Raw genomic sequence first — 15,137 nt, 5'->3', positions numbered from 1 at the left:
CCAACTGTAGCTCCGTCTCGTGGGCTCGGAGATGTGTATAAGAGACAGGTCCTGACGCACGCACGCGTCAGGACCCCGCACCGCGCGCCGCTCGCGCGCTTGTTCGGCAACCCTTCCGGGCCGTCGTCCCATGCTGCCGCCGCCGTGTCGGCATCGACCTGACAGTCTGTGAGGCGTGCAGCTGACGTCTCAGCGGCCGGCCCCCGGCTGCCCCAAGCGGATGGTGTACGGGCCCTGCGGCGGTGTCCGGACCGACGGTGACTGCGAGATGGTCGCGGCGCCGTGCGTGTTCGACCGGCTGACCGACCCCTCGGACGACCTCGTCGTCGGCCTGGGCGCAGCATCCCTCGACCGTTCCCCGGACCCGCCCGACGCGTTGCGGGTGCCGATGGTCCTCACCGACCTGAGCGTGCCACCGGCCGACGCGCACACGCTGCGCTCGACGGCCCGGCTGCTCGCGCCGAGCTGCGACGCCGTCCTGGTCGGCGAGCACCAGGACCGCCCCGACTTCCCGCCGAGCACGCTGGCCCGTCTGATCGCCGACGCCGGCGTCGTGCCCTGGGTGACCCTGGCCTGCCGGGACCGCAACCGCGTCAGCCTCGAGCAGGAGCTGCACGCCCTCGCCCTGGACCGGCTGGCCACGGTCCTGTGCGTGACCGGCGACGGCCGGGCGTTCGACGTCCGCCCCGACGTGACCCAGATCTTCGACCTCGACGGCACCCGGCTGGCCGCCCTGGCCGCCTCGTCGGGGCTGTGCGCGGCGGTTGCGGAGACGCCTGCGGCCCGCCCCGTGGACCTGCGGCCCCTGAGGCTGGTGCACAAGCAGCGGGTCGGTGCGCGCGTGGGTGTCCTGAACCACGTGGCCACGGCGACGGAGCTCCGCCGGTTCCTCGACGCGGCTCAGGCGGCCGGGCTGCGCATGCCGGTGATCGCCTCGGTCGTCGTGTTCACCGACCACCGCTCCGCGGCCGTGCTCGCGGCCCTGCCCGGCCTGCAGATCGCACCGGAACGCCTGGAGAAGGTGCTGACGGCCGACGACCCCGTCGAGGCCGGCATCGCGGCGGCCGTGGACGAGGCCGTCAACCTGCTGGGGCTGCCGGGCGTCGCCGGGGTGAACCTTTCCGGGCTCGCATCGGCCCACGGCGTGCAGGCCGCCGCCGAGATCCAGGCCGAGATCGGACGACGGGTCCGAACGGCGAAGGGAGTCCGGGGGTGAGCGACTCCGCCGACTCGATGGACGCCGAGTTCGACACCGTCGCGGCGTGGACCGCGGACGTCGTCGCGGGGCTGGACCCCGCCCACCGCATCCCCGCCGGCTGTCGCGGCAGTGGCAGTCCCGGTGCCCTGCGCTGGCTGCTGGGCCACCTGCGGCCCGAACCCGACGAGGTCTTCCTGGACTGCGGGGCCGGCGTGGGTGGACCGGCCGCCTTCGCGGCGCGGGAGACCGGCGTCCGTCCCGTGCTCACCGACCCCGAGCCGGGAGCCTGTCGGGCGGCCCGGTCCCTGTTCGGCCTACCGGCGATCCAGGCAGGCAGCCGGCTGCCGATCGCGAGCGGCGTCATCGGGACCGGGTGGAGTCTCGGCGTGCTGTGCACGGTGGACGACCAGCCGGCGTACCTGGCCGAGATCCGGCGGGTGCTGCGGCGCGAGGCGCGCTTCGGTCTGGTCGTCTACTGCGCCGCCCACCCCGGAGACCTCGGCCTGGAACCGCCGGAGGGCAACACGTTTCCCACCGTCGAGGCCCTCGACGAGCTGCTCGACCGAGCGTCGCTCCGGGTGGTGGCCAGTGGGTGGACCGACGACTTCGCCGCGCTCCCCGCTGACTGGGAGGAGGCGACGGCGACCGTCCAGGCCGAGCTCGAACGCCGCCACGGGGGCGACCCCCGCTGGCAGGCCTCCGAGGAGCAGTCGAGCCGGATGGGCTCGCTGCTCGCGGCCGGCGAGGTGCGCGGGCGGATGCTGGTGACCCAGCCGGCCTGACTCCGGCCGGCAGGGGCGGCCGCCTCAGCGTGGACCCCGCGAGAGGGCCGGGCCGGCCTGCCCGAGGCGCCCCACGGTCAGGCGCACGTCGGGGGCGCCGAGGCGGGCGGCGTCAGCGGTGTGGTCGTCCGGCTGTTGCTGCGACTCCCGTTCCGCAAGGACACGTGCTCTGTAGTGCTCGATCTCGCGGGCGATGTCGTCGTCGGACCAGCCGAGGACGGGCGCGACGATCCGCGCGACCTCGGGTGCCGCGTCGAGTCCACGGTCGAACGTCTCGATGCTGATGCGCATCCGTCGAGCGAGCAGGTCGTCGAGGTGCAGGGCGCCCTCGTGGCTCGCGCCGTAGTGGGCCTCGACGGCCAGGTAGTCCGGCGCACCCTCCAGAGGACGGCCGAGCGAGGGCTGGTCCGCGACGAGCCGGAGCAGCTCGTGGACCAGCGTCCCGTAGCGGTGCAGCAGGTGCTCGATCCGCGCCACGTGCTGGCCCGACTGTGCGGCCAGGCGATGCCGTGAGTTCCACAGGGCCGCAAAGCCGTCGGCGCCGATGACCGGGACCTGTTCGGTGACGCAGGCGGGGACCGCCGGCCCGAGGGGGCGCAGGGCAGCGTCGAGGGCGTCCTTGGCCATGACGCGGTAGGTGGTGTACTTCCCCCCGGCGACCATGGTCAGGCCGTCGACCGGGGTGACCACCGCATGCTCCCGGGACAGCTGGCTGGTCGCGTCCGACTCGCCCTGCAGCAGGGGGCGCAGGCCGGCGTACACGCCCTGGATGTCGTCGTGCGTCAGGGGGGTCGTCAGGAGCCGGTTGACCTGGTCCAGGAGGTAGTCGATGTCCGACCGGCTCGCTGCGGGATGCGCGAGGTCGAGGTCCCAGTCGGTGTCGGTCGTCCCGATGATCCAGTGGTTCTCCCAGGGGATCACGAACAGCACGCTCTTCTCGGTGCGGCTGATGAGGCCGACCGTGGCGTCGATGCGGTCACGCGGCACGACGAGATGGATGCCCTTGGACGCGCGGACGCGGAGCTGTCCTCGCCCTCCGACGATCTGCTGGATCTCGTCGGTCCAGACACCGGCGGCGTTGATCGTGTGCTCGGCACGGACCTCGATCCGTCCGCCGCCCTCGAGGTCGCTCACGACGACGCCGGTGACCCGGTCTCCGTCGCGCCGGAAGCCGGTGACCCGGGTGCTCGGCGCACAGACCGCGCCGTACTGGTGGGCGGTGCGCGCCAGCATCATCGTGAGGCGTGCGTCGTCGACCTGCCCGTCGTGGTAGCGGACGGCTCCGACCAGGGCGTCCCGACGCAGCGACGGGAACAGGGCCCGGGCGCCGGCGCGCGTCAGGTGCCGGTGGGACGGGACGCCGTGCCGGCCACCGAGCACGTCGTAGAGCGCCACGCCGCTGCCGACGTACACGCGCTCCCACGCCCGGTGCCGGAGGGGGTAGAGGAACGGGACGGGGCGAGCGAGGTGGGGCGCCAGCCGGTTGAGGATGAGGGACCGTTCCCTCAGCGCCTCACGGACCAGGCCGAGCTCGAGCTGCTCGAGATACCGCAGCCCGCCGTGGATGAGCTTGCTCGACCGGCTGGAGGTGCCCGACGCGTAGTCGCGGGCCTCGAGCAGCGCGACGGACAGCCCGCGGGTGGCGGCGTCCAGGGCTATCCCCGCCCCGACGACACCGGCTCCCACCACGGCGACGTCGAACTCCTGCACGGCCAGCCGGGCCAGCGCATCACGCCGCTGCCGGGGCCCGAGCGCTGCGTTCTCAGACTGCATCATCTTCTCCTCGTCGCGCTCAGACCCAGTCGAGCGTTCGTTGAACGGCCTTGTGCCAGAGGCGGTATCCGTCGGCCCGCTCCTCCGCGGTCCAGGTCGGCAGCCAGCACCGGGACTCCTGGCGGTTCGCCCTGAGCTCGTCGGTCCCCGACCAGAAGCCCGTCGCCAGGCCGGCGGCGTAGGCCGCACCCAGCGCGGTGGTCTCGGCGACGGCAGGACGGGTCACCGGGATCCCGAGGATGTCGGCCTGGGCCTGCATGGCGAAACTGTTGGCGGTGACGCCGCCGTCGACCCGCAGCGTGCCGAGGGTGATCCCGCTGTCCTGCTCCATCGCCGCGACGACGTCCCTGGACTGGTAGCAGATGGACTCGAGCGCAGCGCGGGCCAGGTGGGCGCGGGTGTGGAACCGGGACAGCCCGACGATGGCGCCCCGGGCGTCCGGTCGCCAGTGCGGGGCGAAGAGGCCCGAGAAGGCGGGGACGAAGTACAGCCCGTCCGTCCCGCCGTGCTGCCGGCCAGGGCTTCGGTCTCGGCGGCGTCGCCGATGATGCCCAGCTGGTCCCGGAGCCACTGGATGGCAGAGCCGGTCACCGCCACGGAGCCCTCGAGCGCGTAGACGGGGGCATCGCCACCCAGCTGGTAGGCGACGGTCGTGACCAGACCGTGCACGGAGCGGACGATCTCGCGGCCGGTGTTGAGCAGGAGGAAGTTCCCGGTGCCGTACGTGTTCTTCGCGTCGCCCGGGTCGAAGCACAGCTGGCCCACGGCTGCGGCCTGCTGGTCCCCGAGGACTCCGGCCACAGGGACGGCACCACGGAAGGGCCCGTCCACGCACGTGGTGCCGTGGTGGGCCGGGTCTGCGGACGGGCGGATCTCGGGCAGCATGCGTCGCGGCACGCCGAAGAAGCCCAGCAGCTCCTCGTCCCAGTCGAGGGTCCGAAGGTCCATGAGCATGGTGCGGCTCGCGTTGGTGGGGTCGGTGACGTGTGACCCGCTCGAAGGTCCGCCGGTCAGGTTCCACACCAGCCAGGTGTCGACCGTCCCGAACAGGGCTCGCCCGGACTCGGCCGCGGCGCGGAGGCCGTCGACGTTCTCGAGCAGCCACTGGAGCTTGCCCCCCGAGAAGTACGCCGACGGCGGCAGGCCGGTGCGCTCCCGGATGACGTCACCGCGGCCGTCACGCAGCAGCTCGGCGGCGATACGGTCGGTGCGGGTGTCCTGCCAGACGATGGCGTTGTGAAAAGGCTTGCCCGTCAGTCGGTCCCAGACGAGCGTGGTCTCCCGCTGGTTGGTGATCCCGACGGCGGCAAGGTCGGTGGCCGTCAGGCCGGCGCCCTCGAGCGCCACCTCGATGGTCGTCCGCGTGTCGCGCCAGAGCTCGACGGGGTCGTGCTCGATCCAGCCGGGCCGTGGCATGTGCTGTCCGTGCTCGGCCCGATGCGAGGCCACGACCCGTCCCGCATGGTCGAAGACCATGAACCTCGTGCTGGTCGTGCCCTGGTCGATCGCACCGACGAACTCCGCCATCGCCGGCTACCTCGTGCGCTGGGCGCCGGGCAGGTCACCGGCGCCGCGGTGTCCGAGCGCCTGGGAGACGTTGCGTGCCGCGGCCATGACGAGCGGGGCGAGCTGCTGGGCTCGCTTCTCGTCGATCTCGAAGGCCATGGCGGACATGCTGATCCCACCGATCGCGGCACCTCGGTGGTCGCGCACCACGGCTGCGATGCATCGGGTGTGCTCCTCGTTCTCCTCGTCGTCGATCGCGTAGCCGCGCCGGGAGACCGAGTGCAGGTGCTGGATCATGGCGTCCGGGTCGGTGATGGTCCTCGGCGTCATCGGGGGCATGCCGGAGCGCTCGAGCAGCGCACGGACCTCCGACTCCGGCAGTCCGGCGAGCAGCGCCTTGCCGATGCCGGTGCTGTGCAGCGGGATGGCCAGCCCCACGCGGCTGCGCATCTCGTACGCGCGAAGACCCTCGATCTTGGCCACGTAGACCGCGAGATCCCCCTGGCGCAGGGCGAAGTGGACGGTGTGTGTCGTGGCGTCCCTGAGCCCCTTGAGAATCGGCTCGACGAGGGGCATGCCTGCCTCGAAGTCCGCTCTGGCGGCGATGGTCAGCAGCCCCACGCCCGGCAGGTAGCCGTGCTCGCCGTCGCCGCGGACCCATCCGAGGGCCACGAGCTCCTGGATGATGCGGTGCACCGTGGAGGTCGACAGGCCCGTGGACCTGCTGATCTCGGAGACCCCGGAGTGCTCGGTGAGGGCCTCCACGACGCGGACGACCTTGGCGACCGCACCCGTCCGGTCGACGGCCGACGCTCCGGGCACCGCGCCTGCGCGTGGCCCGGTCATCTCGCCAACCACCCGCCGTCGACGACGAGCGTGTGGCCCGTGACGTACCTCGCCGACGGACCGGCGAGGAACACGACGGCTCCCACGACGTCGTCCGGCGTCCCCCACCGCCCCGCCGGGATCCTGGAGCGGATGGCGTGCTCACGCTCGGGGTCCTCGCGCAGGGCGGTGGTGTTGTCGGTGCTGACGTACCCGGGCGCCACCGCGTTCACGGTCACCCCGCGGTCGGCCCACTCGTTGGCGAGGGCCTTGGTCAGGCCGACGAGGGCGTGCTTGCTCGCGGTGTAGGACGGCACGTTGATCCCGCCCTGGAAGGACAGCAGCGACGCGGTGCTGATCACCGAGCCCGCCCCGCGCTCGACCATGCCGGCGCCGACGACCTGGGCCAGCACGAAGGCCGAGTCGAGGTTGGTGGCGAGGACGGCGCGCCAGTCCGCGTAGTCCACGTCGAGGGCGGGGGCCCGCGAGATGGTCCCGGCGTTGTTCACGAGGATGTCGATGCGCTGCTCCGCGGCCAGCTCGCGCGCGGTGGTCGCCGTTGCGCGGGGGTCCGACAGGTCCCCGGAGACGGTGGTCACCTTCCGACCCAGCTGCGAGCACGCGTCGGCCGTCTCACGCAGGCCGGACTCGCTACGGCCCCAGAGGATCACGTCGGCGCCTGCCGCGGCGAGCCCTCTCGCGACGGCCGCCCCGATCCCTCGACCGGCGCCGGTGACGAGGGCCGCCTTCCCCGAGAGCCCGAACATCGACTCGATCACGAGAGGGCCTCCGTGGCCACCGGGTCCATGTCGTCGTAGGCGAGGTTCTCCCCTCCGGTCGCCCAGACGAACTTGTACGGCGCGGTGCCCGCCCCGAAGTGCACCGACCAGGGCGGGCTGATGACCGCCTGCTGGTCCGCGACGACGATGCTGCGCGTGCTCTGCGGCCGACCGCACAGGTGGACGACGCGCTCACTCGAGGGCAGGCCGAAGTACAGGTAGATCTCGGTGCGCCGGTCGTGGGTGTGGCACGGCATGGTGTTCCACACGCTGCCCGGCTCGAGCGTCGTGATGCCGATGGCCAGCTCGCAGGACTCGACCCGGCCGCCCGCGACGTACTTGCGGATGGTGCGACGACTTGCTGCCGCGTCGTCGCCGACCTCCACGGTGTCGGCCTCCTCGCGCGGCACGAACGTGGTGGGAAGGGGGCGGTGGGCCGGTACGGAGACGAGGTAGAACGTCGCCGCTCCGGAGAGCTCGACGGTGCCTGTCCCCGCGCCGACGTAGAGGATGTCCTCGGCGTCCAGCTCGTGGGTCGTGCCGTCGGTGACGACCGCGCCCGAGCCGGTGAGGCACACCACGCCGAGCTCGCGCCGGTCGCAGAGGTTCTGCGCACGGATCTCGTCCGGCGCGGTGACGGTCAGCACGTTGCCGTCGGGCACCGCACCGCCGATCAGCACCCGGTCGGAGTGGCTCAGGCAGAAGCGCACCTCGCCCGGGGCGAAGAGGTCCTCCACGAGGAACCGGCCACGCAGGTCCGATGTCGTCATCGCGTCGAGCTCGGACGGGTGGGTGGCCAGCCTTACGTCAGTCATGTGCGCTTCCTTCGGGAGTCCGGATGGCTTCCCGCCTGACGGGAAGTACTTCCCTTCCAGCGGAATAGGCACCAGTATGCACGTGACCAGTGGAGTGCGCCAGAGCCAACGGCAGCGGCTCGGACGGCCCCGAGAGACATCCACAGAGAGGTGGAGGACAGATGCGAGCCCAGACCACGATCGGAGGCCTGGCGTGTGTGGCGCTGGCGGTCACGTTGGCGGCGTGTGCGCCCGGAACCGCGGAGAGCTCCTCCGGCGGGCAGAGCGCCCCCGCGACGGTGGACTTCAAGAGCTTCAAGGGCAAGACCCTCACGTACGTGTACTTCACGGACGGGCCTGACGAGAAGGCGACGAGGGACGCGATCGCGAAGTTCGAGCAGGAGACCGGGGCGAAGGTCAACCTGCAGATCGTCCCGTTCGCCGACATCAACACCTCGCTGCAGGCGCGGTTGTCGGGCGGCAACGCCCCCGAGGTCGCGCGAGTCGCCGACTGGCACCCCTACCTGGACGATGCCGTCGACTTCAAGCAGTACTTCGGCAGCGACTACGCGTCGGAGTTCTCCACCGGCGCCGCCGGCACCGCCCAGGACGCCGCAGGTCACATGTACGCCGTGCCGAGCGACGCCACGGTAAACGGGCCCTTCATCAATGTGGACGCCTTCAAGAAGGCCGGCGTCGCCGTACCGGCCAAGTGGACCTGGGACGAGCTCGTGAGCTCGGCCAAGAAGGTGGCCGCGGCGAACCAGATGCCCTACGCCGTCGCCATCGACAAGTCCGGCAACCGCCTCAGCACGGTGCTGAGCCAGTACGGCACCGTCATGATCGGCAAGGGCGGCACGAACGCCCTGGACAAGGCGAAGGCCACCAAGGCGCTGACGTTCTTCACCGACCTGGTCAAGAGCAACGCCTCGCCGAAGGACTTCTGGCTGGGTTCGGGGAGCAAGTACTCGGGTGCCAACGAGATCTTCCTGGCCAAGCAGGTCCCGGTCTACCTCTCCGGCCCGTGGCAGGTCGGCGCCTTCGCCGCGAGTGCGAAGTTCAGCTGGGCCGCCGTGCCCAACCCGTGCGAGGAGCGCTGCGGCGGCTTCCCCGGAGGCAAGTTCATGGTGGCGTTCAAGAACAGCAAGGAGCCGGTCCTCGCGGCGGCCTTCGTCCAGTGGATGAACCGGGCCGAGAACCAGGCCGAGATCGACAAGACGGCCTTCTGGCTGCCCACCCGGAAGGACCTCACCGACAAGGGTGTCGACTACCCCACCCACGACGCCGACATGAAGGTATTCCTCTCGCAGATCAGCCAGACGCCCGAGGACACCTGGCCGGCGGGCTTCGACCCGGCGTTCTCGAACGCGGGCAAGGCGCTGGTCGCCGAGACGGACAAGGTGGTCGCCGGTCAGCAGGATGTGGCCACCGCGGTCACCAACCTGTCCGCTGAGATCGACAAGGCCATCCAGGGCGCGAAATGACGACCACCGCTTCCGCTCCTGCCCGGGAACGGCCGCCACGAGGGCGACTCAACACCCGCAGGCTCGCGCCCTACCTGTTCCTGCTGCCCAACATGCTGATCTTCGCGGTCTTCACGATCTGGCCGGCGGCGAACGGCTTCAACCTCAGCTTCTACGACAGCAGCAACGGCCGGACCTTCAAACCGGTCGGGACGGGGAACTACCGGGCGATCCTCAGCGACGAGGAGTTCTGGGCGGTGGTTCGTCACACCGTGGTCTTCACCGTCGGCTTCGTCCTCGTCTCCACCGTCCTGGCGATGGCCCTCGCGCTGATGATCAACGCCCAGCGTCGGGGGCGCGGCGCCATCAGCGCGGCCTACTTCCTGCCGATCGTCATCTCGCCCGTGGTCGTGGGCATCGTCTGGAGGGCGGCCTTCGACCGGGAGCGCGGCATGGTGAACCAGGCGCTGTCGGCCGTCGGGCTCGGCCAGCCCGGCTGGCTCGTCGAGCCGGGTCTGGCGATGGTCGCGATCGTCATCGTGGGGACGTGGATCCACCTCGGCTTCTACGCGATGATCCTCATGTCGGGTCTCCAGTCGATCGACGGCTCGCTCTACGAGGCGGCCCGGATCGACGGCACGACCCCATGGCAGGCGATCCGCCTCATCACCCTGCCGCTGCTGCGGCCGACGTTGATGGTCGTCATCATCCTGGCGACGATCGCCGGCTTCCAGTCCTTCGACTTCATCTTCACGCTCACCGGTGGCGGCCCGGTTAGCGCCACGACCCTGATGGTCCAGTACATCTACGAGAACGGGTTCAGCTACCCGATCGAGTACGGTCTCGCGAGCGCGGCCGCGGTGATCCTCTTCGTCGTGGTGTTCGCGGTGACGTTCGCGAACTACGTCCTCGGGCGAAGGAGCGATGCGATATGACGAGCACCCTCACCGCCGCCGACACCGCGGCGCGCGCTCCCGAGCGGAGGCCGTCGGCGTGGACATCGACGTCGGGCCGGCCGCCGTCGACGAGCACCGTCGTGCGGACGACGCTGCTCGTCGCCGGCGCGATGGTCGTCGTCGCCCCACTGGTGTGGGCTGCCCTCTCCTCGTTCAAGAGCGCCGAGGAGCTGGCGCAGACGCCACCGACGCTGTGGCCGCAGAACCCTACGGTCGACAACTACACGAGCGGCCTGCAGGCGTTCGACTTCAGCCGCTACCTGACGAACAGCCTGATCGTCACCGTGGCGGCCACCGTTCTCACCCTCGCGATCAACTCGATGGCGGCCTACGCCCTGGCCAAGTACAACTTCCGGGGCCGCACGGTGTTCTTCCTCATCACGCTGGCCACGATCATGATCCCGCTCCAGGTGATCCTCCTGCCGGTGTACCAGGTCGTCTCCTCGCTCGGGCTCACCAACTCCCTGCTCGGGCTCATCATCCCGCCGGCCGCGACGCCCACTGGCGTGTTCCTGCTCCGGCAGTACATGCTGACCCTCCCCGACGAGATGATCGAGGCGGCACGTGTCGACGGCGCGGGGGAGTGGGCCATCTTCTGGCGGATCATCTTGCCGCTCAGTCGTCCCGCGCTCGCGGTCGTCGCGATCTTCTCGGTGATCTGGCGCTGGAACGACTTCCTGTGGCCGCTCATCGTCGCGCAGGACGAGTCGAAGCAGACCATCCCGGTGGCCATCGCCCGGTTCGCCAGCCAGCAGGCCATCCCGTTCAACCAGATCCTCGCCGTCTCGGTCGTCACCATCGTGCCGATCGTGGTCATCTTCCTGCTGCTGCAGCGGCAGATCATCGCCGGACTCTCCCAAGGTGCCATCAAGTGATCCCCACCGACCCACCGGCCACGCCGCCGGGACGGACCGTGCACACCCTCGACGAGCGGGGCCTCATCCGGGACTGGCTCGTGAGCCCCGCCTGGAGCGCGCCGTGCGACGATCTCGGGCAGCTCCTCGACGCGCAGGGGAGCCCGTGGGGCCCCGACGGCAGGTGGGTGCTGACGAACGGTCCCGACGTCGCGCCGCTCAAGCGACGGTTGCACGCGCTCCACCCGCTACTGGCCGACCAGCCGCTGCCGACCGTGGTCGAAGGCGGTGCGCTCACGTGGACCCGTTCTCACGCCGACGCCGCGTCGACGGGACGGTGGCAGCGCGTCCACACGGGCGCCGACGGCTTCGTCGACTGGAGCCGGTTCTGCTTCACGCCCGAGTACCGGCACTCCGTCTGCGCCACGACGCTCGAGGTCGACCAGGCCGAGTACCGCGACCTCGAGATCGCGAGCACGGGTCCGGTGGTGGCGTTCGTCGACGGCTCGCCGGTGCTGCGCACGGACGAGTTCAGCTACATGGAGCCGATCTCCCACCGCGTGCGGGTCCGTCTCGAGTCCGGGACGACCACCCTGCACGTCGCCACCTGGCAGGTGGCCTTCCGGGAGTGCCGGCACATCGTGTCGGTCCGCGTCGACGGGCTCCCGGTGCGCGTGGTCATCCCGTCGCCCGGCGCGGACGAGCACGCCTCGCGGAGCGCCGAGCAGCTGCTCGAGTCCCTCGCGGTGGGGCCGTGGGCCAGCAGGGACGGGACGACGCGCATCAGTGGTCCCCGTGGTGCCAGGCTGCGCGCCTCGGTGTCCGGAGGGCCCGACAGGACGCTCGTGCTCGACGGGGGGAGCGCGGTCCTCCACCTCGCCCAGCCCCACGGGGCCGACTCGGAGGGCGCGGCGTCGATGCTCAGCACCGGTGAGACCGAGCTGACGCTGCGGGTCGACCGCGACGACGTCCCCGTGTGTCGCACGGCCCGCGTCGCCTCCCTGGCGGAAGTCCCCCGGGTGGACGCCCCCGACGAGACGCCGGACGCCTGGCGCGAGCGGCTGTTGCGCCACAGCGCGGCGGCCGTGCCGGGGTCGGCCCGCGCCCTCGCCCGGCACGCGCTCGACCCGGACCGTCCTGTCGACTGGGCCGACCTCGAGACACCGCTGCGCATGATCGGGGCCCGGTACGACTGTGCCGACTTCGAGGCGGTCGGCCTGGTGCACCTGTGGCACCGGCTGCCCGAGGAGTCGTGGCGCGACGGCGACCGCGACAGGGTTCGCCGTGCGCTGACCGGCTTCAAGTACTGGATCGACCAGCCGGGTCTCGACGCCATGTGCTACTTCACCGAGAACCACCAGTTCGTCTGGCACACCGCCGAGCTCCTCGTCGGCGAGATGTTCGCCGACGAGACGTTCACCAACTCCGGCTGGACCGGACGCGAGCACGCCGAGCATGCCGCGCCTCTGGCCGAGGAGTGGATGCGTCGCAAGCTCGCCGGCGGGTTCAGCGAGTTCGACTCGAACGCCTACCTCGCCATCGACTGCTTCGCGCTCGTCTCGCTTGTCGAGCTCGCGAGGTCGCAGGAGCTCAGGCTCCTTGCCGAGGCGCTGCTCGACAAGGTCCTGCTGACCCTGGCCACGAACTCGTGGCAGGGCGTGCACGCAGCCGCGCACGGTCGCTCGTACACGCACACCCTTCGATCGGCCCGCTTCGAGGAGACCGCGCCGATCATGGTGCTGCTGTGGGGAGTCGGCGCCCTCAACGACGCCGTCCTCCCGGCGACGGTCCTCGCCACGGCTCGCCACTACACGATGCCGCCGGTGATCCGGTCCGTCGCCCGCGCCGAGCCCGACGGGTGGGACGGCCGGCAGGTCTACCGCGGCGAGTACCGCCTGCACCATGACCTGCTCGCCCGCCCGTACGGGTCGGACCTCCGGGTGTGGCGCACGCCCGACGCCATGCTCTCGAGCGTGCAGGACTACCGCGCCGGGCTCCCGGGCCTGCAAGAGCACATCTGGGGCGCGACGCTCGGGTCGGAGGTCCAGGTGTTCGCGACGCATCCTGCGGCATCGACGATCGGGTCGTCGGCCCGGCCGAGCGCCTGGGCCGGGCAGCGGGTCCTGCCGCGTGCCCACCAGCACCGGGACACCGTTCTCGTGCTGCACCGCATCCCCGACGACGACAGGTTCGGCACCACCCACCTGTGGTTCCCCGCTGACCTCTTCGACGAGTGGCAGCAGCAGGGACCCTGGCTCGTGGGACGGGTCGGTGACGGCTACGTCGCGGTCGCCACGGCCGGGGGCTTCACCCCCCAGACCACGGGCGACGAGGCGTGGCAGTGCTGGTGGCCGGTGGGTGACGGGACCGCCTACGTCGCGACAGTGGGTCGTCGAGCGGTCGACGGCAGCTTCGCGGACTTCGTTGCCGCGCTGCGTGACCCGGTCTTCGACAGCAGCCGCAGGAACCCTACGGTGACGTGGACGTCCCGTGACGGCCGGACCCTCCAGCTCGGGTGGGACACCGCGTTCGTCGTCGACGGACGCGACACCTCCCTCGGGGTCGACGGGACCCCGCAGGATCCTCCGCACCTGGACAACCCCGCCTGCCGGCAGGTTCTCGGCGCGGACCGGCTCGAGGTCGAGTGGGAGGGCGAACGGCTCGTCATCGACTACGACCGAGGCCGTCGGACCCACCCCGAGAGTGGCGTCGAGGCGTCCCTGCTCGACACCCGGGGGGCCGGTCATGGCCGGGCATGACCTCACCTCGAGCCGCCTCGCCGCTGCGCCGCGGCCTCCGCTGGCGGGACCCCGCCTCGACGCCGCGGCGCTGGTCCGGCTCGGCGAGCAGATCGAGGAGCGCACCTGGCGCGACGGGCTGCCCGACTTCTTCTGGGGCGAGGGCGTGTGCCTGCTCGGCCTCATCCGTTTCGCCGACGCCGCGGGACGACCGTTCCCACCCCGGGTGCGGGCCTGGCTCGACGAGCGGGCCGTCGGCGAGGTCGTCCTGGACCACGTCAACCACCTCGCTCCGGGGACGGCGGCAGTGCTCGACGGGCGGCCGTCGAGCGCCGCGCTCGCGGACCGCCTGCTCGGGTGGCTGCGGGCCTCTCCCGCGGTGACCCGGGCCGCCAACGGTGCCATCGAGCACTGGCCCGACGGCGTCTGGGCCGACACGGTGTTCATGGGCGGCGTGTTCCTCGGGCACCTCGGCGTCGCGCGGAGCGAGCCGGCGCTGGTGTCGGAGCTGGGGCGGCAGTGGCTCGCCCACGCCGAGATCCTCCAGGACGAGCAGACCGGGTTGTTCGTCCACGGCTCCCACCTGGGTCGTCCCGTGCGGTGCTTCTGGGGCCGGGCCAACGCCTGGATGGCGCTGTCGGCGGTCGAGTACCTCGAGATCGCGGACCGTGAACCCCACCTCGCCGATGCCGGGACGGTCGCCGCCGTGCGCGGCCGGCTCGGTCGGCAGCTGGACGCGCTGACGGCGTGCCAGCCCGAGCACGGCGTGTGGAGCGTGCTCGTCGACGACCAGGCGGAGAACGCCGGGATCCTCGAGACGTCCGCGGCGGCGGGGCTCGGTGCCGCCATGCTGCGTGCGGTCACGGTCGTGCCGGGGCTGTCCGAGGCGGTCGGGGCGGCGGGGTGGCGCGCCGTGGCCGGGTCCCTGGCGTACGTCGACGACGGTGCGCTGACGCGTGTCAGTGCCGGCACGGTGCTGCAGCTCGTCCCCTTCGGCTACAGCGTCATCCGCGACGACCGGCCGCAGCTGTGGGGACAGGGCCTCGCCCTCCACGCCGTGGCCGCAGCACTGCAGGCCCGGCGAACGGCGCCCGGCGGCCGTCCGGCGACGGAGGCCCCGTGATGGGCGCCGTCCTGTGCGTCGGCGAGGCGCTGATCTCCCTCGTCGCCCCGGCGGGGGCCTCGCTCGAGTCGGCTGACGAGCTCGTCGTCTCCGCCGGGGGCGCGGAGCTCAACGTCGCCGTCCATCTCGCCCGGCTCGGCGTCCCCACGCGTTTCGCCGGGAGGGTCGGCTCCGACGCCTTCGGGCGCAGGCTGAGGCGGACCCTGGAGGACGCAGGGGTCGACGCGACGTACCTGGAGGAGGATCCCGAGCGCGTCACGGGCGTGTACGTCAAGGACCTCACGGGGACGGTGACGACCATGCGGTACTACCGGAGCGCGTCCGCGGCCACGACCTACCGGCGCGT

General features: G+C 71.7%; 12 protein-coding genes and 1 pseudogene. 8 read left to right on the top strand and 5 right to left on the bottom strand.

Going from position 1 to position 15,137, the window contains the following annotated elements; all coding sequences use genetic code 11:
- Positions 1 to 175: 175 nt before the first annotated feature.
- Together ACR9ZK_RS16180 and ACR9ZK_RS16175 are read left to right on the top strand one after the other, a co-directional pair.
- On the top strand, positions 176 to 1,216 hold the full coding sequence (locus ACR9ZK_RS16180; protein ID WP_481342972.1) for a methylenetetrahydrofolate reductase: 1,041 nt from the start codon (positions 176 to 178) through the stop codon (positions 1,214 to 1,216).
- Positions 1,213 to 1,980, top strand: a complete 768-nt coding sequence (locus tag ACR9ZK_RS16175) for a class I SAM-dependent methyltransferase (protein WP_481342971.1) — start codon at positions 1,213 to 1,215, stop codon at positions 1,978 to 1,980. Before ACR9ZK_RS16180 ends, ACR9ZK_RS16175 begins: the two co-directional genes overlap by 4 nt.
- A 24-nt stretch (positions 1,981 to 2,004) precedes the next feature.
- On the opposite strand, the gene ACR9ZK_RS16170 is transcribed toward ACR9ZK_RS16175, so the two are convergent.
- The 5 genes and pseudogenes from ACR9ZK_RS16170 to kduI form a co-directional block, all read right to left on the bottom strand.
- A complete protein-coding gene (locus ACR9ZK_RS16170) occupies positions 2,005 to 3,753 on the bottom strand; it encodes a glycerol-3-phosphate dehydrogenase/oxidase (RefSeq protein ID WP_481342970.1) in 1,749 nt (582 codons plus the stop codon).
- 19 nt (positions 3,754 to 3,772) lie between these two features.
- Positions 3,773 to 5,280, bottom strand: a pseudogene (gene glpK, locus ACR9ZK_RS16165) (glycerol kinase GlpK).
- A gap of 6 nt (positions 5,281 to 5,286) precedes the next feature.
- Positions 5,287 to 6,105, bottom strand: a complete 819-nt coding sequence (locus ACR9ZK_RS16160; RefSeq protein WP_481342969.1) for an IclR family transcriptional regulator — start codon at positions 6,103 to 6,105, stop codon at positions 5,287 to 5,289.
- On the bottom strand, positions 6,102 to 6,863 hold the full coding sequence (locus tag ACR9ZK_RS16155) for an SDR family oxidoreductase (RefSeq protein ID WP_481342968.1): 762 nt from the start codon (positions 6,861 to 6,863) through the stop codon (positions 6,102 to 6,104). Before ACR9ZK_RS16155 ends, ACR9ZK_RS16160 begins: the two co-directional genes overlap by 4 nt.
- Positions 6,860 to 7,678: a 5-dehydro-4-deoxy-D-glucuronate isomerase gene (gene kduI, locus ACR9ZK_RS16150; protein ID WP_481342967.1), complete on the bottom strand. Its 819-nt coding sequence runs from the start codon at positions 7,676 to 7,678 to the stop codon at positions 6,860 to 6,862. The genes ACR9ZK_RS16155 and kduI overlap by 4 nt, the downstream gene beginning before the upstream one ends.
- Positions 7,679 to 7,839: 161 nt before the next feature.
- On the opposite strand from kduI, the gene ACR9ZK_RS16145 reads away from it, so the two are divergent.
- The 6 genes from ACR9ZK_RS16145 to ACR9ZK_RS16120 all read left to right on the top strand — a co-directional run.
- On the top strand, positions 7,840 to 9,141 hold the full coding sequence (locus ACR9ZK_RS16145; protein WP_481342966.1) for an ABC transporter substrate-binding protein: 1,302 nt from the start codon (positions 7,840 to 7,842) through the stop codon (positions 9,139 to 9,141).
- On the top strand, positions 9,138 to 10,055 hold the full coding sequence (locus ACR9ZK_RS16140; protein WP_481342965.1) for a carbohydrate ABC transporter permease: 918 nt from the start codon (positions 9,138 to 9,140) through the stop codon (positions 10,053 to 10,055). The genes ACR9ZK_RS16145 and ACR9ZK_RS16140 overlap by 4 nt, the downstream gene beginning before the upstream one ends.
- Positions 10,052 to 10,951 (top strand): carbohydrate ABC transporter permease, encoded by a 900-nt coding sequence (locus ACR9ZK_RS16135; RefSeq protein WP_481342964.1) that lies wholly within the window; start codon positions 10,052 to 10,054, stop codon positions 10,949 to 10,951. The genes ACR9ZK_RS16140 and ACR9ZK_RS16135 overlap by 4 nt, the downstream gene beginning before the upstream one ends.
- Complete coding sequence (locus tag ACR9ZK_RS16130; RefSeq protein WP_481342963.1) at positions 10,948 to 13,689, top strand: hypothetical protein; 2,742 nt, start codon at positions 10,948 to 10,950, stop codon at positions 13,687 to 13,689. The genes ACR9ZK_RS16135 and ACR9ZK_RS16130 overlap by 4 nt, the downstream gene beginning before the upstream one ends.
- Positions 13,676 to 14,791, top strand: coding sequence for a glycoside hydrolase family 88 protein (locus tag ACR9ZK_RS16125; RefSeq protein ID WP_481342962.1), 1,116 nt, complete (start codon positions 13,676 to 13,678; stop codon positions 14,789 to 14,791). Before ACR9ZK_RS16130 ends, ACR9ZK_RS16125 begins: the two co-directional genes overlap by 14 nt.
- Positions 14,791 to 15,137 (top strand): PfkB family carbohydrate kinase (locus tag ACR9ZK_RS16120; protein ID WP_481342961.1); only part of this gene is annotated, 347 nt, incomplete at its 3' end. The genes ACR9ZK_RS16125 and ACR9ZK_RS16120, both read left to right, overlap by 1 nt.

Source organism: Monashia sp. HAY1-5C, assembly GCF_056755255.1.
This window is presented reverse-complemented; position numbering and strand designations above follow the sequence as displayed.

Bases quoted from the DNA above. Each gene is read 5' to 3' on its own strand.
- ACR9ZK_RS16160 (WP_481342969.1), bottom strand. From the start codon at position 6,105: ATGACCGGGCCACGCGCAGGCGCGGTGCCCGGAGCGTCGGCCGTCGAC.
- ACR9ZK_RS16145 (WP_481342966.1), top strand. From the start codon at position 7,840: ATGCGAGCCCAGACCACGATCGGAGGCCTGGCGTGTGTGGCGCTGGCG.
- kduI (WP_481342967.1), bottom strand. From the start codon at position 7,678: ATGACTGACGTAAGGCTGGCCACCCACCCGTCCGAGCTCGACGCGATG.
- ACR9ZK_RS16140 (WP_481342965.1), top strand. From the start codon at position 9,138: ATGACGACCACCGCTTCCGCTCCTGCCCGGGAACGGCCGCCACGAGGG.
- ACR9ZK_RS16170 (WP_481342970.1), bottom strand. From the start codon at position 3,753: ATGCAGTCTGAGAACGCAGCGCTCGGGCCCCGGCAGCGGCGTGATGCG.
- ACR9ZK_RS16135 (WP_481342964.1), top strand. From the start codon at position 10,052: ATGACGAGCACCCTCACCGCCGCCGACACCGCGGCGCGCGCTCCCGAG.
- ACR9ZK_RS16125 (WP_481342962.1), top strand. From the start codon at position 13,676: ATGGCCGGGCATGACCTCACCTCGAGCCGCCTCGCCGCTGCGCCGCGG.